The sequence below is a fragment of the Enterococcus sp. AMC2644 genome, assembly GCF_058216475.1.
The window spans coordinates 1062501-1082491 of the sequence record NZ_CM177095.1; the positions used below are offsets into that span (position 1 = coordinate 1062501).

General features: G+C 38.7%; 13 protein-coding genes and 2 rRNA genes (1 of these 15 only partly in view). 3 read left to right on the forward strand and 12 right to left on the reverse strand.

Annotated features, from left to right (window positions below; genetic code table 11):
• The 10 genes from AC4BC5_RS05120 to AC4BC5_RS05165 all read right to left on the reverse strand — a co-directional run.
• Window positions 1-928: ribosomal RNA gene (locus AC4BC5_RS05120) — 23S ribosomal RNA — on the reverse strand; it reaches 1986 nt to the left of the window's first position.
• A gap of 228 nt (window positions 929-1156) precedes the next feature.
• Window positions 1157-2714 (reverse strand): 16S ribosomal RNA (locus AC4BC5_RS05125).
• Together the 16S and 23S rRNA genes form the textbook arrangement of a ribosomal RNA operon.
• A gap of 482 nt (window positions 2715-3196) precedes the next feature.
• Window positions 3197-3754, reverse strand: coding sequence for a Maf family protein (locus AC4BC5_RS05130; protein WP_490497091.1), 558 nt, complete (start codon window positions 3752-3754; stop codon window positions 3197-3199).
• Window positions 3751-5739 carry a DNA mismatch repair endonuclease MutL gene (gene mutL / locus AC4BC5_RS05135; RefSeq protein ID WP_490497092.1) on the reverse strand — a complete coding sequence of 663 codons (1989 nt, stop codon included), beginning with the start codon at window positions 5737-5739 and terminating at the stop codon, window positions 3751-3753. Before mutL ends, AC4BC5_RS05130 begins: the two co-directional genes overlap by 4 nt.
• Window positions 5740-5754: 15 nt before the next feature.
• Window positions 5755-8328, reverse strand: coding sequence for a DNA mismatch repair protein MutS (gene mutS, locus AC4BC5_RS05140; protein ID WP_490497093.1), 2574 nt, complete (start codon window positions 8326-8328; stop codon window positions 5755-5757).
• Window positions 8282-8701, reverse strand: a complete 420-nt coding sequence (locus AC4BC5_RS05145) for a YlbF family regulator (protein WP_490497094.1) — start codon at window positions 8699-8701, stop codon at window positions 8282-8284. The genes mutS and AC4BC5_RS05145 overlap by 47 nt, the downstream gene beginning before the upstream one ends.
• A gap of 18 nt (window positions 8702-8719) precedes the next feature.
• Window positions 8720-9517 carry a TIGR00282 family metallophosphoesterase gene (locus AC4BC5_RS05150; protein ID WP_490497095.1) on the reverse strand — a complete coding sequence of 266 codons (798 nt, stop codon included), beginning with the start codon at window positions 9515-9517 and terminating at the stop codon, window positions 8720-8722.
• Between the two features lie 93 nt (window positions 9518-9610).
• Entirely contained in the window at window positions 9611-10033 is a 423-nt protein-coding gene (mgsA, locus tag AC4BC5_RS05155) for a methylglyoxal synthase (protein WP_490497096.1), read from the reverse strand.
• 12 nt (window positions 10034-10045) lie between these two features.
• Window positions 10046-10831, reverse strand: a complete 786-nt coding sequence (locus AC4BC5_RS05160) for a Cof-type HAD-IIB family hydrolase (RefSeq protein WP_490497097.1) — start codon at window positions 10829-10831, stop codon at window positions 10046-10048.
• Between the two features lie 142 nt (window positions 10832-10973).
• A complete protein-coding gene (locus AC4BC5_RS05165) occupies window positions 10974-11771 on the reverse strand; it encodes a formate/nitrite transporter family protein (protein WP_490497503.1) in 798 nt (265 codons plus the stop codon).
• A 552-nt stretch (window positions 11772-12323) separates the two neighbouring features.
• Here AC4BC5_RS05165 and rpsD point away from each other — a divergent pair.
• The gene (gene rpsD, locus AC4BC5_RS05170) at window positions 12324-12935 is read left to right on the forward strand and encodes a 30S ribosomal protein S4 (protein WP_490497098.1); all 612 of its coding nucleotides are present in this window, start codon (window positions 12324-12326) and stop codon (window positions 12933-12935) included.
• 107 nt (window positions 12936-13042) lie between these two features.
• On the opposite strand, the gene AC4BC5_RS05175 is transcribed toward rpsD, so the two are convergent.
• Window positions 13043-14434 (reverse strand): citrate/2-methylcitrate synthase, encoded by a 1392-nt coding sequence (locus AC4BC5_RS05175; protein WP_490497099.1) that lies wholly within the window; start codon window positions 14432-14434, stop codon window positions 13043-13045.
• A gap of 179 nt (window positions 14435-14613) precedes the next feature.
• On the opposite strand from AC4BC5_RS05175, the gene acnA reads away from it, so the two are divergent.
• Together acnA and icd are read left to right on the forward strand one after the other, a co-directional pair.
• Entirely contained in the window at window positions 14614-17289 is a 2676-nt protein-coding gene (gene acnA, locus AC4BC5_RS05180; RefSeq protein ID WP_490497100.1) for an aconitate hydratase AcnA, read from the forward strand.
• Between the two features lie 43 nt (window positions 17290-17332).
• Complete coding sequence (icd, locus tag AC4BC5_RS05185) at window positions 17333-18601, forward strand: NADP-dependent isocitrate dehydrogenase (RefSeq protein ID WP_490497101.1); 1269 nt, start codon at window positions 17333-17335, stop codon at window positions 18599-18601.
• Between the two features lie 448 nt (window positions 18602-19049).
• Here the strand turns inward: icd and AC4BC5_RS05190 are convergent, their stop codons facing one another.
• Window positions 19050-19982 (reverse strand): RNA-guided endonuclease TnpB family protein, encoded by a 933-nt coding sequence (locus AC4BC5_RS05190; protein ID WP_490497102.1) that lies wholly within the window; start codon window positions 19980-19982, stop codon window positions 19050-19052.
• Window positions 19983-19991 lie beyond the last annotated feature (9 nt).

A 19991-nucleotide genomic window follows, 5' to 3' on the forward strand; every position in this document is an offset into this window, starting at 1 on the left:
GATGGGCCCCTAGTCCAAACAGTGCTCTACCTCCATCATTCTCAACTTCGACGCTAGCCCTAAAGCTATTTCGGAGAGAACCAGCTATCTCCAAGTTCGTTTGGAATTTCTCCGCTACCCACACCTCATCCCCGCACTTTTCAACGTACGTGGGTTCGGTCCTCCAGTGCGTTTTACCGCACCTTCAACCTGGACATGGGTAGATCACATGGTTTCGGGTCTACGACTACATACTCATTCGCCCTATTCAGACTCGCTTTCGCTACGGCTCCGTTTCTTCAACTTAACCTCGCATGCAATCGTAACTCGCCGGTTCATTCTACAAAAGGCACGCTATCACCCATTAACGGGCTCTAACTTGTTGTAGGCACATGGTTTCAGGTTCTATTTCACTCCCCTTCCGGGGTGCTTTTCACCTTTCCCTCACGGTACTGGTTCACTATCGGTCACTAGGGAGTATTTAGCCTTGGGAGATGGTCCTCCCGGATTCCGACGGAATTCCTCGTGTTCCGCCGTACTCAGGATCCTCCTAGGTGTCTTTCACATTTCGTCTACGGGGCTTTCACCCTCTTTAGCTAACTTTTCCAAGTTATTCAACTATCTGAAAAAACTACCATATCGGAGTCCTACAACCCCAAGATGCAAGCATCTTGGTTTGGGCTTTTCCCGTTTCGCTCGCCGCTACTCAGGGAATCGAATTTTCTTTCTCTTCCTGCAGGTACTTAGATGTTTCAGTTCTCTGCGTCTACCTCCTGCCAGCTATGTATTCACTGACAAGTAACATCCTATAAAAGATGCTGGGTTCCCCCATTCGGAAATCTCTGGATCAAAGCTTACTTACAGCTCCCCAAAGCATATCGGTGTTAGTCCCGTCCTTCATCGGCTCCTAGTGCCAAGGCATCCACCATGCGCCCTTATTCACTTAACCTTATCAACCTTACGGTTGGGTTTTGATAAAGATCTTCTAGCGATAGAAGTTTTATCAAGAAAAATAAGCAATTGAACTTATTAAAAAACTCATTCAACGCGGTGTTCTCGGTTTGTTTTGATTTCTTTACTTTAAATATCCAGTTTTCAATGAACAATCTGTTTGAGAGTAAACCTCTCAAAACTGAACAAAGGCAAACGTTTGTGTAGTTTCCGTAATATTCCTTAGAAAGGAGGTGATCCAGCCGCACCTTCCGATACGGCTACCTTGTTACGACTTCACCCCAATCATCTATCCCACCTTAGGCGGCTGGCTCCAAAAAGGTTACCTCACCGACTTCGGGTGTTACAAACTCTCGTGGTGTGACGGGCGGTGTGTACAAGGCCCGGGAACGTATTCACCGCGGCGTGCTGATCCGCGATTACTAGCGATTCCGGCTTCATGTAGGCGAGTTGCAGCCTACAATCCGAACTGAGAGAAGTTTTAAGAGATTAGCTTAGCCTCGCGACTTCGCAACTCGTTGTACTTCCCATTGTAGCACGTGTGTAGCCCAGGTCATAAGGGGCATGATGATTTGACGTCATCCCCACCTTCCTCCGGTTTGTCACCGGCAGTCTCGCTAGAGTGCCCAACTAAATGATGGCAACTAACAATAAGGGTTGCGCTCGTTGCGGGACTTAACCCAACATCTCACGACACGAGCTGACGACAACCATGCACCACCTGTCACTTTGTCCCCGAAGGGAAAGCTCTATCTCTAGAGTGGTCAAAGGATGTCAAGACCTGGTAAGGTTCTTCGCGTTGCTTCGAATTAAACCACATGCTCCACCGCTTGTGCGGGCCCCCGTCAATTCCTTTGAGTTTCAACCTTGCGGTCGTACTCCCCAGGCGGAGTGCTTAATGCGTTTGCTGCAGCACTGAAGGGCGGAAACCCTCCAACACTTAGCACTCATCGTTTACGGCGTGGACTACCAGGGTATCTAATCCTGTTCGCTCCCCACGCTTTCGAGCCTCAGCGTCAGTTACAGACCAGAGAGCCGCCTTCGCCACTGGTGTTCCTCCATATATCTACGCATTTCACCGCTACACATGGAATTCCACTCTCCTCTTCTGCACTCAAGTCTCCCAGTTTCCAATGACCCTCCCCGGTTAAGCCGGGGGCTTTCACATCAGACTTAAGAAACCGCCTGCGCTCGCTTTACGCCCAATAAATCCGGACAACGCTTGCCACCTACGTATTACCGCGGCTGCTGGCACGTAGTTAGCCGTGGCTTTCTGGTTAGATACCGTCAAGGGATGAACATTCTCTTCTCATCCTTGTTCTTCTCTAACAACAGAGTTTTACGATCCGAAAACCTTCTTCACTCACGCGGCGTTGCTCGGTCAGACTTTCGTCCATTGCCGAAGATTCCCTACTGCTGCCTCCCGTAGGAGTCTGGGCCGTGTCTCAGTCCCAGTGTGGCCGATCACCCTCTCAGGTCGGCTATGCATCGTTGCCTTGGTGAGCCGTTACCTCACCAACTAGCTAATGCACCGCGGGTCCATCCATCAGTGACGCAAAAGCGCCTTTCAGCTTTCTCTCATGCGAGAAAAAGCATTATGCGGTATTAGCACCTGTTTCCAAGTGTTATCCCCCTCTGATGGGCAGGTTACCCACGTGTTACTCACCCGTTCGCCACTCCTCTTTTCCAGTGAACCGAAGTTCGGCGGAAAAGAAGCGTTCGACTTGCATGTATTAGGCACGCCGCCAGCGTTCGTCCTGAGCCAGGATCAAACTCTCATAAAAAATTTGAAACAATCTTTCGATTGTTAAGCTCAGTAAAAAATTAACTTTGCTAGCTATTGCTTGCTTGTTGTATAACTTCTATCTAATAGAAGTATCCTACACAATTGGTTCGTTTGCTTGCTTTGTTCAGTTTTCAAAGGTCTACTTTTTTCGCTGCGTTAGCAACTTTTATATAATACCATCTCGCCAAATGAATGTCAACTATTTTTTTCGAATTAAATAATTTTATTTTCAAAAATAAAATATAAAAATTATTTATTTCTTGTTATTTTAAAAACGATAAAAACTTTTTAAAACAACTTAAAATCACACATTCATCTTAACGACTTTGTTATAATACCATCTGCTCTTTTCGAAGTCAATACTTTATTTCATCTTTTTTCAGAAATAGATATATTCACTTACATTTAAAACCAGCGTTGAATAACTTACCATATTTCTTATCTACAAGTCAATAGAAAAAGAAAAAATTCAGTGCTTAGTTAAACACTGAATTTTTTTAATAGTTGATGAACCATACCTACAGGAAAACCAACAATTGCATAATAATCTCCTTGTATTTCCTGAACAAAAATCGCGGCTGCACCCTGAATGCCATACGCTCCAGCTTTATCCATATATTCTTGCTTATCTAAATAATCATTAATTTCTTTTTCAGAGAGTTCAAAAAACCTTACCTTAGCTGAAGCAATCCCTTCTAGTTCGCACCCATCTGAAGATAAAACTACAGAGGTATAAACATCATGTGTTTTCCCACTCATTTTCTTTAACATTCGCTGCGCATCCTCACGCGAAGTCGGTTTCCCTAAAATATCGCCTTCACTAACTACAATCGTATCACTAGCAATTACCAATGTTTTTGGATCTTGCTGAGTAATAAACGACGCTTTTTCCTTAGCCATACGCAACACATATTCTTTGGGTTGATCGCCTGAACGAATTGTTTCATCAATATCCGCTGGAATAACTTCAAAATTATCAATTAGTAATTTCAACAATTCTCTTCTTCTAGGTGATTGTGAAGCTAAGATAACCTTCATCCTTCTCCTCCTCGAGAGCGATGCGGATCTTGAATACGTTTAAACATTCTTTCCATATCACTATTGGTAAAATGAATGAGTACTGGACGACCATGCGGACAATTAAACGGATTTTCACATTTCGCTAAATCTTCTAATAAAACGCGAGCTTGTTGTGGATTCAAATAATGATTAGCTTTAATTGAACGTTTGCAACTCATCATGATGGCCGTCGCTTCTCTAAATTGGTGAACACTGACTTTACCATTTGTAAGCAAGATATCAATCATTTCACGTATAATACCTTCTTCTTGACCTGTCGGATACCAAGTAGGATGGGCACGAACAATAAAACTATTCGCCCCAAACTCTTCTAAATGAATTCCTACTTCTTGCAAAGCAGTTACCCGTTCTTTTAATTTCAAAGCATCACTATTAGGATAATCCAATACAATCGGTACGAGTAATTCTTGCAGATCATTTCCCACTTCACCAATTTTTTTACGAAAATACTCATATTTAATTCGCTCTTGAGCTGCATGCTGATCAATAATGTACAACCCATCTTGACTCTGAGCAAATAAATACGTTCCATGCATTTGTCCGAAATATTCTAGCTGTGGAAAACGCTGCTTCACAACTTCTTCTTGCAACTGCTCAATCATTTGTGATCCTTTTTTATGAAAATCAAATTCTGGATGGTCTTGATTGATAGACTCACTTTGTAGTTGCCTTTCATAATTTCCAGTAGTTCCAGAAACTTCAATCGGAATTTCCGGAGTTTCTGGAAATTCAAAACTTGTAGTATTCGTCTCTTCAGCTATCTCTTCAGAAGTCGGTTTCACAGGTTGCTCCGTAAAACTTTCTTCTATATAAAAGTCGCCTGTTTCTTTATTAAAACTCAAGCCGTTTTTTGTGCTCTGGGGTTGCTCTAATTCAATAGATAGTTGTTCGACTTTTTCTTGATTGTCGATTTTTTTCTTAAAACGCAAATTATCAGCAGCATTAGGAATTAAATTTTCTTCTCGCAAGACTTCATTAATCACTTTACTAATCAAGGCTGTTAGTTCAGGTTCTTTAGATAAACGCACTTCTTGCTTTGTTGGATGCACATTCACATCAACTAACAATGGATCCATCTTAATTTCAACAACAGCAATGGGGTAACGTCCTACCATTAATTTTGAACCGTATCCATTCACAATTGCTTTATTTAAAGCAATATTCTTGATATAGCGACCATTGATGATTGTCGAGATATAATTACGACTTGCTCTTGTAACTTCTGGCAAAGAAATATAACCTTGAACATCAAAATCTAAATCTTTGATATGAATTGAGCGCATTTTTTTCGCAGTCTGCAATCCATAGATTCCGGCAACAGCTTGCTTCAAATCACCATTCCCCGAAGTAGCCATCATCTTATTACCATCATGAACTAAACGAAAAGCAATATTCGGATGACTGAGTGCCAAACGGTTAACAATATCACCAATATTTGCTAACTCGGTCTGTAACGTTTTAACATATTTCAAACGAGCAGGCGTATTAAAGAATAATTGTTCTACAGTAATTTTTGTTCCTTGACGCAAGGCTGACGGGCGATGTTCTTCAATGGTACCACCTTTCATTTCCAAAAAAGTACCTTGTGTTTCACCTTGAGCGGCTGTCTCAACTGTGACAATCGACACAGATGCAATACTCGGCAAAGCTTCACCACGAAATCCCAGCGTACGAATCCGGAATAAGTCGTCACGCGTGTGAATTTTACTTGTAGCATGACGTTTAAACGCATTAACAACATCATCTTCCGCAATTCCTTCACCGTTGTCGATTACTTGAATCTTTTTCAAGCCCGCTTCTTCTAACAAAATATCAATTTGTGTACTACCTGCATCAATGGCATTTTCAACTAATTCTTTGACAACAGAAGCCGGTCGTTCAACAACCTCTCCTGCTGCAATCTGATTGGCAAGACGTTCGGACAGTTCTTGAATTTTTCCCATTGTCTTCCCCTCTTTCTACTTCGGCATTTGTTTTTTTAGTTCATATAATGCATTTAATGCATCCATTGGCGTCATTTCTAGAACATTTAAAGCTTGCAATTGCTCCAATATTTTCTGCTCTTGCGGATTCACTTCACCAAACAATGATAATTGTTCGGTTTCTTCCATTATAGGTGTTTTTTCTACAAGAGGTGTAACCGATGAGCTATGCCCTTCTTCTAACTCTCGTAAAATCACCGACGCACGTTGTAACAATTCTTGCGGCAGCCCTGCAATTTTCGCCACATGAATACCATAACTTTTATCTGCAGGACCTTCCATCATCTTATGCAAGAAAACGACTTCGCCATCTTTTTCTACGGCACCTACATGAACATTACGTAAATGCGACAACTCTTCATCTAGCACAGTCAATTCGTGATAATGAGTTGAAAAAAGTGTTTTAGCTTGGACTTCCTTATGAATATATTCAATAATCGATTGAGCCAAAGCCATCCCGTCATAAGTAGCAGTTCCCCGACCTAATTCATCAAATAAAACCAAACTATTCGGCGTAGCATAACGCAAAGCTTGATTAGCTTCCATCATTTCAACCATAAACGTACTTTGTCCCGCAATCAAATCATCGCTCGCACCAATCCGCGTAAAGATACGATCAAAAATCGGCATATCGGCAGATTGAGCTGGTACAAAACAACCAATCTGTGCCATCACTACCGTTAAGGCTAATTGACGCATGTACGTACTTTTACCAGACATATTCGGTCCTGTAATTAAGAGAATCCATGTTTCTTGATTCATATCAATCGTATTAGGAATATATTCTTGATGCCCCAACACTTTTTCTACGACTGGATGTCGACCATCCACAATTTTTAACGTTTTTTCTGTGTTAAGTTCTGGACGAGTATATTGATAACGTTCACTGATTGTTGCAAAACTTTGAAGCACATCGACACTACTAATCGCCTTGGCTAAACGCTGTAACCGATCAATAGCTTTTTTCACTTCTTCTCTAACTTCTAAAAACAACCGATATTCTAAATCAACAGATTGCTCTTCTGCTTCTAAAATTAATTTCTCTAGCTTCTTTAACTCCGGGGTAATAAAACGCTCTGCATTAGCTAATGTTTGCTTCCGTTCGTAGCGACCTTCTTCCAGGTTAGTCAAATTCGATTTGGTCACTTCAATATAGTAACCAAATACACGATTAAAACCGACTTTTAAGTTTTTAATTCCTGTCGCTTGACGTTCTTTTGCTTCTAATTCAGCTAACCACTTTTTACCATTACGCATCGCTTGTCGGTATTGATCTAATTGATCATTAAAACCATCTTTTATAACATTTCCTTCTGTAATCTGTAAAGGTGCATCCTCATTAATTGCTGAATCAACCAAGGCTACTAAATCATCCATCGGTTCTAAACGAGTCAATAATTCCTTCCATTCACCATGGTCAATTCCAGATAGAATACTATGAATGTACGGTACTTGTTGTAAAGATGTTCGTAGTTGAATCAAATCACGACCATTCACACTACCGAATGCTACACGACCAGCTAAACGTTCTAAGTCATAAACCTTGGTTAACGCTTCTTGTAAATCAGACCGTTCAAAAAAGGCCTGAATCAGCGAAGCAACTTGATCTTGACGAGCAGTAATTTGACTTTGTTGAATTAACGGACGATCTAGCCATTGCTTTAACAACCGTCCGCCCATTGCCGTTTTCGTTTCATCTAACAACCACAACAAGGTTCCTTGTTTTTTACCAGTACGAATAGATTGCGTTAGTTCCAGATTAAATTTTGAATAATAGTCCATTTTCAAGAAATGATCTGGTTGATAAGACACTGCTTTTTGAATATGATCCAGACTACGCTTTTGTGTAACTGCTAAATAGCTCAACAACTTACCAGTAACTTCTTTTTCCAGAGGGTCATTCAGTCCACTAGTTAAAAACTGAAATTCCGCATTCTCTTCATAAACTTCTTGTGTAGAAAAAATCACACCTAAACGACTTTCTAGCAGTTCACTAACACGTTCAGGAATATCGCTGGTAAACACTACTTCTTTGGTTTGCAAAGCAGATGCTTCGTTCAAAACAGCTTCTTCATCTTCTAAAATTGCCGAACGTAATTCACCCGTTGTCAAATCAACATAAGCAAAGCCATAACGAGAACCAGCCGATGCCAAAGCAGTCAGAAAGTTATTATCTTTGGCAGATAACCCTTTTCCATCCATCACAGTACCTGGCGTGATTAATTGAACAACTTCACGCTTGACCATCCCTTTAGTTGTTTTAGGATCCTCCACTTGCTCACAAATAGCAACTTTATATCCTTGTTCAACCAAGGTATCAATATAATTGGCAGCTGCGTGATAAGGCACTCCACACATCGGGATAGGATCTTCAGCATTTTTATTGCGACTGGTCAAAGTTAACTCTAATAATTGCGCAACTTGTAGCGCATCCTCATAAAATAATTCGTAAAAATCCCCTAGTCGATAGAACAAAAAAGCATCTTGGTATTGAGCCTTGATGCTAAAGTATTGTTCCATCATTGGGGTATGCTTCGTTTTTTGAGGCATTTGTTTCTTCCTCCTCAATAGCTTGATTTACTTGCTGCTGCAAGCTAGTTGTTACATAGTGCAACAAATCATTCGCTTCCATTAATTTTTCTCGGTAAGCAATCACTAAGGGATGCTCAGCATATTCTTTATTTAATTCATTAATACGGGCAATAGCTTGTCTTTCTGCTTCAGGTTTTCCGTAATGAGCATATTGCACAGCATCTTTTTGCGCACGTTTTATTGCTTCTTCAATTTCTTTTAAATGTTCATTTTGGCGTGCTTTTTTTTGCACCTGTTTAAATTCCTTGATGATTTCATGTTCTGCTAATAACTCTAGTAAAACATCTAATTCATGCTGAATTTGCGGTTCTTGCTCTAAAGGACTCACCATCTTTCCCTCGCTTCTGGATTATTCTGTAAACGGGCGATCTTCATTAATCTGAATCGGTTGAATCGATTTGGCTTTCCCTGTTTGTTCATCTATTTCAATAATACACGCTGATAAAATACTTCGACCTTGTTCCACAACTTCAAAGCGCTGTGGTAAAGCTGTTAAGAACTTTTCAATAATAGCTTCACGCTTCATTCCTAAAATGCCATCATAAGGCCCTGTCATGCCAACATCAGATAAATAAGCTGTCCCTTGTGGTAAAATTCGCGCATCATTCGTTTGCACATGCGTATGTGTCCCTACAACAGCTGAAACACGACCATCTAAATACCATCCCATCGCTTGTTTTTCACTTGTTGTTTCTCCGTGGAAATCAACAAAAATGAACGGCGTACGTTTACGTGCTTCTGTAACTAATTCATCCGCTTTTTTAAATGGATCATCTATATCCACCATAAACGAACGTGCTTGTAAATTAATCACTGCCAATTCAATTGCATTAACTTTCACGTAAACAATGCCTTTTCCTGGGGCTGCTTCTGGAAAATTTGCTGGACGAATCATTTTTTTGGCATCATCAATGAATTCAAAAATTGCTCGATTATCCCATGTATGATTACCAAGCGTCACCACATCAACACCATCTTGCAAAAATTTTTTATAGATTTTTTCAGTGATCCCACGACCAGCTGCTGCATTTTCACCATTTAAAATTGTAACTTGAGGACGATAAACCTTTTTTAACCTCGGTAAATAATCCGTAATTGTTTCTCTTCCTAACGACCCAACTACATCACCAATAAATAAAACCCGCACATAATTTCCTCTTCTCTATTAACATCTTTTCCTATTATAAAGGTTTTAGAGTAGAAAAAAAAGAGTTTGGAGTTCCAAACTCTTTTAAGCAAGTTAAAAGGACAACGGGGTATGATCCAACTCATGAATAATTTCTCGAAAGTCAGCAAATCCCGCTTCTAAGCCACGGATCAAAATTTCTGCTGTGCCAATGTTTGTCGCTAATGGGATTTCATAAACGTCTGATAAACGAATTAAAGCCGTCACATCAGGTTCATGCGGCTGAGCAGCTAACGGATCTCGCAAAAAAATCACCATATCTAATGCATCTTCTGAAATCATCGCTCCAATTTGCTGGTCGCCGCCTAGCGGACCAGATTTAAAGCGATGCACAGGCAAACCAGTTGCATCTTGGATTCTACCACCTGTAGTCCCAGTTGCAAATAATTCATGCTTTTCCAAAATAGGTTGGTAAGCACCTACTAGTTTCACCATTAAATCTTTTTTTCGATCATGAGCGATTAACGCAATCTTCATCGTGACTCCCTCCTACTTTTCGGTTAAAAAACCTAACTCTACTAACGCTTTCCAAATCCCATCATTATCATTATCTGTAGTAATCATATCGGCGTATTGACGAACTTCGCCCGAGGCATTTCCCATTGCCACACCTACACCTGACATCGCCAACATTTCACGGTCGTTCATTCCATCACCAAAACTAATGACATCAGCTTTAGTTAAACCCACTTGCTCAGCAACATGCAAAATAGTCGTAGCCTTTGAGCCACCTTTTGGGATGACATCCACACATTTTTCATGCCAACGAACAAAGTGCAATTCTGGATACTTCTCGTCAAAAAAGTGTTCCAATTCAGCATCATAAAATGCTAAAGCTTGATAAACATCCGCCGTATCAAGAAAGGTTGGATCTAAACCAGGGGTAGTTGCGCCAAACGAGCTCATTGCCTCTTCCATACGTTCTGGATTGAAGGTTGTTGAACGTTTCGAGTCATCTAAACCAATAAATGACGTATCAATTAACATTTCATGCGCTTCTTTGATAAACGCACGAATTTGCTCTTCTGGTAATAAATTTTTATAAACTTGTTCATGATTCATAAATGCTGCAGAACCATTACAAAGAATGTAATTATCAAATTCAAATGTTTCAATAACTGGTTTAGCTAAATAGCGACTACGCCCAGTTGCTACTGTTACAAAGTGTCCAGCTTTTCGTAATTCTTCTAGAGCAAAAATGGTACTAGGCAATGCTCGTTTCTTTGAATCCAAAAGCGTTCCATCAATATCAAAGGCAAATAATTTACGTTCCACGTTTGTTAACTCGCTTTCTTTTATTTCTTACTACTACTTAAACATAGTTATCTGGTCTTTTCAATATTCTTGATTATTTTTCTAAAACAAAAAAATGCCAAATCATAAAAGATTCGACATTTTGAATAGTTGAATAGGTAGATTAGTCTACATAATTTGATTTTGAATTGTTTAACCAAGCGTAAACCAAACCAATTACTAATCCGCCACCAACATAATTACCAATTAAGGCAAAAATTAAATTATGAATAACATTCCCCGCAGTCATCGCTTCAATCGTTCCATGAGAAGCAAAATAAGCAAGTGAGAACGCTGGGAAATTTGCGATAACATGCTCATACCCTAGGAAAGCAAAAATGAAAATAATAAAGATAATTGACATCACCTTGCCGGCATCGTCTTTCATCCGCATACTTGCTAGAACAGCTGTATTTACAACAATATTTGCAAAGATACCTTCAACAATAATTTGAATAGTCGATTTGTTAAGCTTGGTTGCAATTGCTTCAAACATATAATTGTCTGCGGGTAGATTTTGGAATGGGCCCGTCAAAGATACTAAGTAACCGAATAGAACGCCGCCAATTAAATTAAATAAAATACAGGTAAATAATATCTTGCAAGCGAGATTTATTGACAAACGTTTGCGATATACACCAACTGTCATATATAGCATATTAGAGGTTCCCAACTCAGCATTCATATATAAAATCATAACTAATGACCAACTAAACATGAACGCGTACAACATTTTACCAAGTCCATGTGCAATATCTTCACCTTTCATCGCAATCGAAAAAGCTATCGCTGTTCCTAATGTTAAAAATAAACAGGCCAACATCGCACGCACAGCATAACGTACATAACTTTTTTCGATTAAATCCACTTTTTTACTGATGGACGAATCAATTTTTTCTAATAAGGGGGAGATTGGATTCATCATTCTTTTCACCTTCGCTTCTTTTTTTAAAACTCACCTTTTCATTTTAAAGAGAAATTCTTATTTTGTAAAGGATTTTGTGAAAAAGATTACTTTCTTTTTCTTTTCCTCTCTCGCTCTTTCATTATTTTTTCATAAAACGCTATTTATCAACCATCTCATTGCTTATTAATTTATTGATTTACCCCTATTAATATCTCATTATTTCCTACTTTTTTCAGCTATCTTGTGATAATATAAGCGAAAATTTTTCAACCTTATAAACCACTATTTTTTCATTTCCGATATATTTTTCACAAATTACACAGAAATCTACCATAATCCCCAGTGTATTAAGCTTGACAATCTGACTAAAGTTATCATATACTATTCTTTGTGTAAAATAATGCAGCAGAAAAATAATCATACGTCACCAGTTCGTTGCCCTCTACGGGTGCAATTGCGTAACCGCGGCTGCGAAGGTGAAGGTTGAAGAACGAACTACACGTGTTATGAATTTTTCATCGGATTATTTTACTCCAAAAAAACTTATTTTATTGGAGGAATTTTTAAATGTCTCGTTATACAGGACCATCATGGAAACTTTCTCGTCGCTTAGGTATTTCTTTATCTGGCACTGGAAAAGAATTAGCACGTCGCCCATACGCACCAGGACAACACGGACCAAACAGCCGTGGATCACGCTCTGAGTACGGTATGCAATTAAACGAAAAACAAAAACTACGTCATATGTATGGTATGAATGAACGTCAATTCCGTACTTTATTCGTACAAGCAAGCAAAATCAAAGAAGGAAAACACGGTGTTAACTTCATGGTATTACTAGAACGTCGTTTAGACAACGTTGTTTACCGTCTAGGTTTAGCAACTACTCGTCGTCAAGCACGTCAATTAGTTAACCACGGTCACATCACTGTTGATGGCAAACGTGTTGATATCCCTTCATTCCGCGTTGAAGTTGGTCAAGTGATCGGCGTTCGCGAAAAATCTAAAGGTATCTCTACTATTAAAGAAGCTGTTGAAGCAACTGTTGGGCGTCCAGCATTTGTAAGCTTCGATGCTGACAAACTAGAAGGATCATTAATCCGTTTACCAGAACGTGACGAATTAACTCTTGAAGTTGACGAAGCTTTAGTCGTTGAATACTACAACCAAAAACTATAAGAAATTATTCTTACATCCAATACTTTGTTTACAGAGTATTGGATGTTTTTTTATAAAAAAAGACAACAATAACTTGCTATTTGTAAATAGTAGTTATCGTTGTCTTTTTATGCACCTTTATCAATTGATTTGATTGAACGCTCCTCTAATGTTTGATAATAACGATCAACAGATACTTCTTGATAAGCTGGGCGCATAATTTTTTGAACATTAATCAACTCTTCAATACGATGCGCTGACCAACCTACAATACGAGCAATTGCAAAGATCGGTGTATATAATTCAGGTGGCAAACCTAACATACTATAGACAAATCCACTGAAAAAGTCGATATTTGCACTAACCCCTTTATACATTCGGCGTTTTTCTCCAATAATTTCTGGCGCTACTCGCTCAACCAATGTATATAGATTATATTCCGCTTGAGCTTCTTTTCCTTTTTCTTCCGCTAATTTGGATACATATCGTTTAAAAATTGCTGCCCGCGGATCGTTATCGCTATAAATCGCATGCCCCATTCCATAAATCAAGCCTTTTTTATCAAATTCTTTTTTATCCAAAATATCTGATAGATATTGGCGTACTGCATTTTCATCAGAATAATCTGAGACCTTTTCTTTTAAATCTTCCATCATTTGCGTCACTTTAATATTCGCACCACCATGTTTTGGTCCCTTTAGCGAACCTAAAGCTGCAGCAATCGTTGAATACGTATCCGAACCACTTGAAGTAACCACACGTGTAGTAAAAGTAGAGTTATTCCCCCCACCATGTTCCATATGTAGTACTAATGCCATATCTAAGGTTTGTGCTTCTTGTGGCGTATACTGTTTATCCGGGCGTAACATTGTTAGAATTGTTTCTGCTGTACTTAACCCTGCTTTGGGACGATGAATGTACATACTTTCATCTTTAGTATAATGATTATAGGCATGATAAGCGTATACTGCTAGCATTGGAAAAACGGCAATTAAACTTAAACTTTGATCTAAAACGTTCTCAATACTTACATCGTCAGCTTTTTCATCATAGCTTGCTAAAGTTAAAATACTCCGAGACAAGCTATTCATGATACTTTCTGGAGGAGCTTTCATAATCACGTCACGTACGAAATTAGTTGGCAAAGTACGTCTTTTGGCAATAATTTCTTGAAAATCATACAATTCTTTATCTGAAGGTAGTTCTCCAAAAAGTAATAAATATGCAACTTCCTCAAAACCAAATCGTCCTTCTGAAACAAAACCATTCACCAATTCATCGATATCGATTCCACGGTAACGCAACTCACCTACACCTGGGATTTTCTCCCCGTTGACAATCTTTTCAGGATAAATTGTCGAAATATTGGTCAGCCCTACAACGACTCCTTTTCCACTGTTATCACGTAACCCTCGCTTTACATCACTTTCTGTATAAAGTTGCACATCTATTTTATCATTTGCATAACATCTTAAAGCGAGTTCTTCTAAACTTGGAAAGGAATTTTGATATTCTTCCACTTTTACTCCTCCTATTCTACCTTCTTTTGATATTTTAGCTCGTTTTTTTAAAACAAATTATGGAAACCATTATAACATGATAAGTTAAAAATGAAAGAATTAAAATTTATTGATTTGCTTTTTCAAAATAAAAACGTATAATTATTCTAAGACTCTAAAATAGAATTGGAGGCATTTTAATGCATTGGAAGAAACATTTAAAATTAAATAGCAAAGAATATGATTATTGTGCAATTGCTGATGTAGTAAAAGAATACAATGGTAACTTAGCTGCTTTGCCTTACTCGATTCGTGTTCTACTAGAAAGTGTTGCCCGCCATCTTGGTGAAGATGTCACTGAAGAAAATATTGATACTTTAGTAAATTGGAACCCAAATACCCCTCAAGGAGTTGTCCCTTTTAAACCAGCCCGCGTTGTCTTACAAGATTTTACTGGTGTTCCTGCTGTCGTTGATTTAGCGGCGATGCGTGATGCAATTGTTTCACTAGGTGGAAATGCCTCAGACATCAACCCTGAAATTCCTGTTACCTTAGTCGTTGACCATTCTGTTCAAGTGGATGCTTCTGGTCGTCCTGAAGCCATTGCAATTAATACAGAAAGAGAATTCGAACGCAATCAAGAACGTTATCAATTCTTAAAATGGGCACAACAATCATTTAATGATTTTGAAGTGGTACCGCCAGAAACTGGAATCATTCACCAAGTAAACATTGAATCTTTATCTGATGTGGTCATCAGTAAAGAAGTAGATGGTAAAACGTTATTGTTCCCAGATACATTACAAGGAACAGACTCACATACCACAATGATTAATGGATTAGGCGTTCTAGGCTGGGGCGTGGGTGGAATTGAAGCCGAAGCAGCTATCTTAGGGGAAGCTTCTTTCTTCCCAACACCTGAAGTTATTGGTGTTGAGTTTGTTGGTTCTTTTCCAGCTGGCACAACGGCCACTGACTTAGCACTTGCCGTTACTGAACGTTTACGTAATGAAAAAGTAGTAGGAAAATTTGTTGAATATTTCGGAACTAGTTATTCTGAATTGAGTTTAGCAGACCGTGCGACTTTAGCAAATATGGCACCCGAATATGGGGCAACTTGTGGATTTTGTCCAATTGATGAAGAAACGTTAAACTACATGGCAACTACTGGCCGTTCACCTGAACTAATTGACTTAGTAGAAACTTATGCCAAAGAAAATCATTTGTTTTACGATAAAGACGTTGTACCGACCTATACAAAAGTCATTACTATTGATTTGGGTGAAATTCAACCCTCCCTTGCTGGACCAAAACGTCCTCAAGATCGAATTTCATTATCGAATGTTGCCGAAGATTTTGATCAATCTATTCAAGCGCCAGTTGGACCAAAAGGTTTTGGCTTACCCGCAGAAGAATTAGAGAAATCTGCTGAAATCAAATGGGATAAAGAAGATAACATTATCCATACAGGGGACGTTTTATTAGCAGCGATTACCAGTTGTACAAATACAAGTAACCCCTTTGTTATGCTTTCAGCAGGGTTGCTTGCTAGAAACGCTGTAGAAAAAGGCTTAAAAGTTCCTGCTTATGTCAAAACATCACTAGCTCCAGGATCGAAAATTGTCACTTCTTACTTATCTAAAAGTGGTTTACTTCCTTACTTAGAAAAATTAGGTTTTTATCTAGTTGGTTATGGCTGTACAACCTGTATCGGAAATTCTGGTCCTTTAGATGATGCTATTTCAGAGGCGATTCAAGAAGAACAGTTATTAGTTTCTTCTGTTCTATCAGGAAACCGTAACTTTGAAGGCCGTATTCACCCATTAATCAAAGCAAATTACCTTGCTTCACCGCCATTAGTTGTTGCTTATGCATTAGCCGGAACTGTTCGCAAAGATTTGACAGTAGAACCTTTAGGAATCGGCAAAGATGGCCAACCAGTGATGTTAAACGATATTTGGCCTAACGCTGAAGAAGTACAAGACTGTATCCAAAAATATGTATCTCCGGATGCCTTTAAAGAAGCTTACTCACATTTGTTTGATGCAAATGAACGCTGGAATGAAATTGAAACAACAACAAGTGATTGTTATGAATGGCAAGATGAATCAACCTATATCGCTAACCCTCCATTCTTTGATGGCTTAACAAAAGAGTTACCCAAGCAAGGAACATTAGAAAACTTACATGTCTTAGCTAAGTTAGCTGACTCTGTAACAACCGACCATATCTCTCCTGCTGGAAGCATCGGGTTAGATTCTCCTGCTGGTAAATATTTAAAAGAAAAAGGGGTAACTTACCGAGATTTCAACTCATTTGGTTCTCGTCGAGGTAATCACGAAATTATGATGCGTGGAACCTTTGGAAATATTCGTTTACAAAATCAACTAGTTCCTGGAAGTACGGGTAGTGTGACTAAATACTTACCAACTGGTGAGGAAATGTCTATCTATGATGCCTCAATGAAATATCAAGAAAATAATCTTGGTGGCATTGTCCTTGCAGGAAAAGATTACGGCATGGGCTCTTCTCGGGACTGGGCTGCTAAAGGAACGCAATTATTAGGTGTTAAAGCTGTTCTGGCAGAAAGTTTTGAACGTATTCACCGTAGTAATTTGGTAATGATGGGTGTTGTGCCTTTAGAATATCTAAATGGCGATACCGCAGATTCACTAAATCTAACTGGTGAAGAAACATTTGATATTTTCTTACCAGAAGAACCCGAAGTAAAACAATTAATTGATGTCGTTGCTAAAAAGGCAGATGGCACTGAAATCCGTTTCACTACTCGTCTCCGTTTTGATGCACCTGCAGATATTCGTTACTGGAAAAACCAAGGCATTTTACCAATGGTTATCCGTAAAAAAATGGCGTAAGGCAATCTGAAACGATAAATTACTTTAAACTAGGAGAAATTTTATGACATATATTACTGTAACGAATGGTCAACGCACCATTCCAAATACACCAACCATCCCGTTTATTGCGGGAGACGGTGTTGGTGCTGAAATTTGGGCAGCGTCACAGCCTGTATTTGATGCCGCCATCGAAAAAGCCTATGGCGATGAGAAGAAAATTTTCTGGCAAGAAATCTTAGCTGGCGAAAAAGCGTTTGAAGAAACAGGTAATTGGTTACCAGATCATACCTTGGACGCCATTGAACAAGCAAAAGTGGCCTTAAAGGGACCCTTAACTACTCCTGTTGGTGGTGGTATCCGTTCATTAAACGTAACATTACGTCAAACATTAGATTTATTTGCATGCGTTCGCCCTGTTCGTTATTTTGAAGGCGTACCTTCGCCTGTAAAAGCCCCCGAAAAAACCGATATGGTGATTTTCCGCGAAAATACCGAAGATGTTTATGCTGGGATTGAATTTGCAAAAGGCGAAGCTGAGACACAACAATTAATTCAATTGTTGCAAGAACAGTTTGCAGTGAAAAATATCCGCTTCCCTGAAACTTCAGCAATCGGTGTCAAACCTGTTTCTGAAGAAGGAAGTAAACGATTGATTGGCGCTGCAATCGATTTTGCAATTGCTCAAAAGCGACCAACCGTTACCTTAGTTCATAAAGGAAATATCATGAAATTCACAGAAGGCGGCTTCAAATTATGGGGCTATGAGTTAGCTGAAACAACCTATAAAGATGCTTGCTTTACGATGAATCAATATCAAGGAATCAAACAAGCGGATGGTGCTGAAGCGGCAGAGACAGCATTAAATGAAGCCAAAGCCCAAGGGAAAATCATTGTAAATGATGTTATCGCTGACAATTTCTTACAACAAATCCTATTATATCCAGAAAAATATGATGTCATTGCAACTTGTAATTTAAACGGGGATTATATTTCTGATGCGCTAGCCGCACAAGTCGGAGGTATCGGAATTGCTCCTGGTGGTAATATTAACTATGATACAGGCTATGCTATTTTTGAGGCAACACACGGGACAGCACCCGATATTGCAGGAAAAGGAAAAGCCAATCCTTGTTCATTACTTCTTTCAGGTGGCATGTTGTTAGAATACCTCGGTTGGCAAGAAGCTGCTGATTTAATTACAAAATCAATTGAAGAAGCCATTCGCACGAAAAAAGTAACATCAGATTTTGCTCATGCTATGGATGATGCGGTTGAATTATCGACACAAGAATTCGGTTCATTATTAATCTCCATTATTAAAGAACTATAAAAATAGGCCTGTGACCTTAGTAGATTAACAGTAAACTATCCAAACAATAGAAGAATGCTCCTTGATTTTAGCGGAATCATTCTATTTTGTTTGGATAGTTTTGTTTTGTTCTCCTTTATGTCACAGACTCGTTTCTTAATGTCGTGCAATATACGATAGTCAATCCATCGTTACACCGAAGCAAAACAGTTCACAAAAACGTCTCTTTTAAAAAAACCAGCGACACTTTTTGCTGTGATTGCGCAAATTGTCATGCTAATTAGTGTCCGTTTAACTCAATGTTTTTTTGAAAAGTTAGTAACCAGATAAGCAAAAGAAGCGTCCGAGAAATTCTCGACGCTTCTTTTTTCGTTTTTTCATAATTAGTGAGCAGACATTCCTAGAAACAAAAATCAAACAATTTTTTCTATACCCTAGGCTATCCCTGGAGCCCCTTCCAGTTCTTATATTACTCTGTACTTTTTTTAACAATCAATTTTTTCCCATACCACTCTGATTTATAGCGTAATTTATTAAAAAATTGTTGCCAATCATTTGCTGTAAATGCCTGTTCTGGACAGTTAATCTCGGAAGTATTTTCTTGTATGAGAATACGATCAAAATTCACAACTAGAAAATAAGACAATTGATTTATAAAATCTTCTTTTTTATCTTTTCGTTGAACTAAAAGTTGATTCATTCGTTTCTTTTGCTTTTGGTAGTTTTTAGCATCCGCTAATAAAACTTTGTGCTTTTTAGCAACCTTTGCACGTAAGCGTAATTTTCGTTTGGTTTGTTCAATTCGTCCTAACAATTTTTCTTGATTAAACGAAATGGGACAATGACCCTCTGAAAAATGAACGAGTTGTTTGGGACAATACCAGATTTCAATATCGCGGTGCGTTTTTTCTAGTTTTTCAACTTCTTCAATACACAAAATCGAAACATAAAAATCTTCGGTATTTTTGGAAGAAATTGTCGCTGACTTAATCGTGCCTTTTACTTCGCGATGCAAATTTACCGCAACAAGTGATTTTAGTTTCGGTAATTTTAATTTACCATTTTCAAAATAAATTGTATGTTTCTGGTTGTTAGTGGTATACGATTGCCACATATTTGATTTATTTTTTAAATTTGGAAAACCACTTTGACCACTGTAATAGCGACGAAATGCCTTCTCTAAATTACGTTGGGCATTTGCAAGAGCTAGACTATCCGTCTCTTTTAAAAACGGATAGTCCTTCTTTAATAAAGCTGGTGTTAGTTTGCTTTCACTATTTTGTTTACGATGCATCAAAAGATGATTATACGTAAAACGAACACAACCAAACGTTCGAATAAAAAACTGCTTTTGTTCTGCATCAGGATAAATTTTAAAGCGATATGCTTTTAAGACCCCCATCTTGTCCAC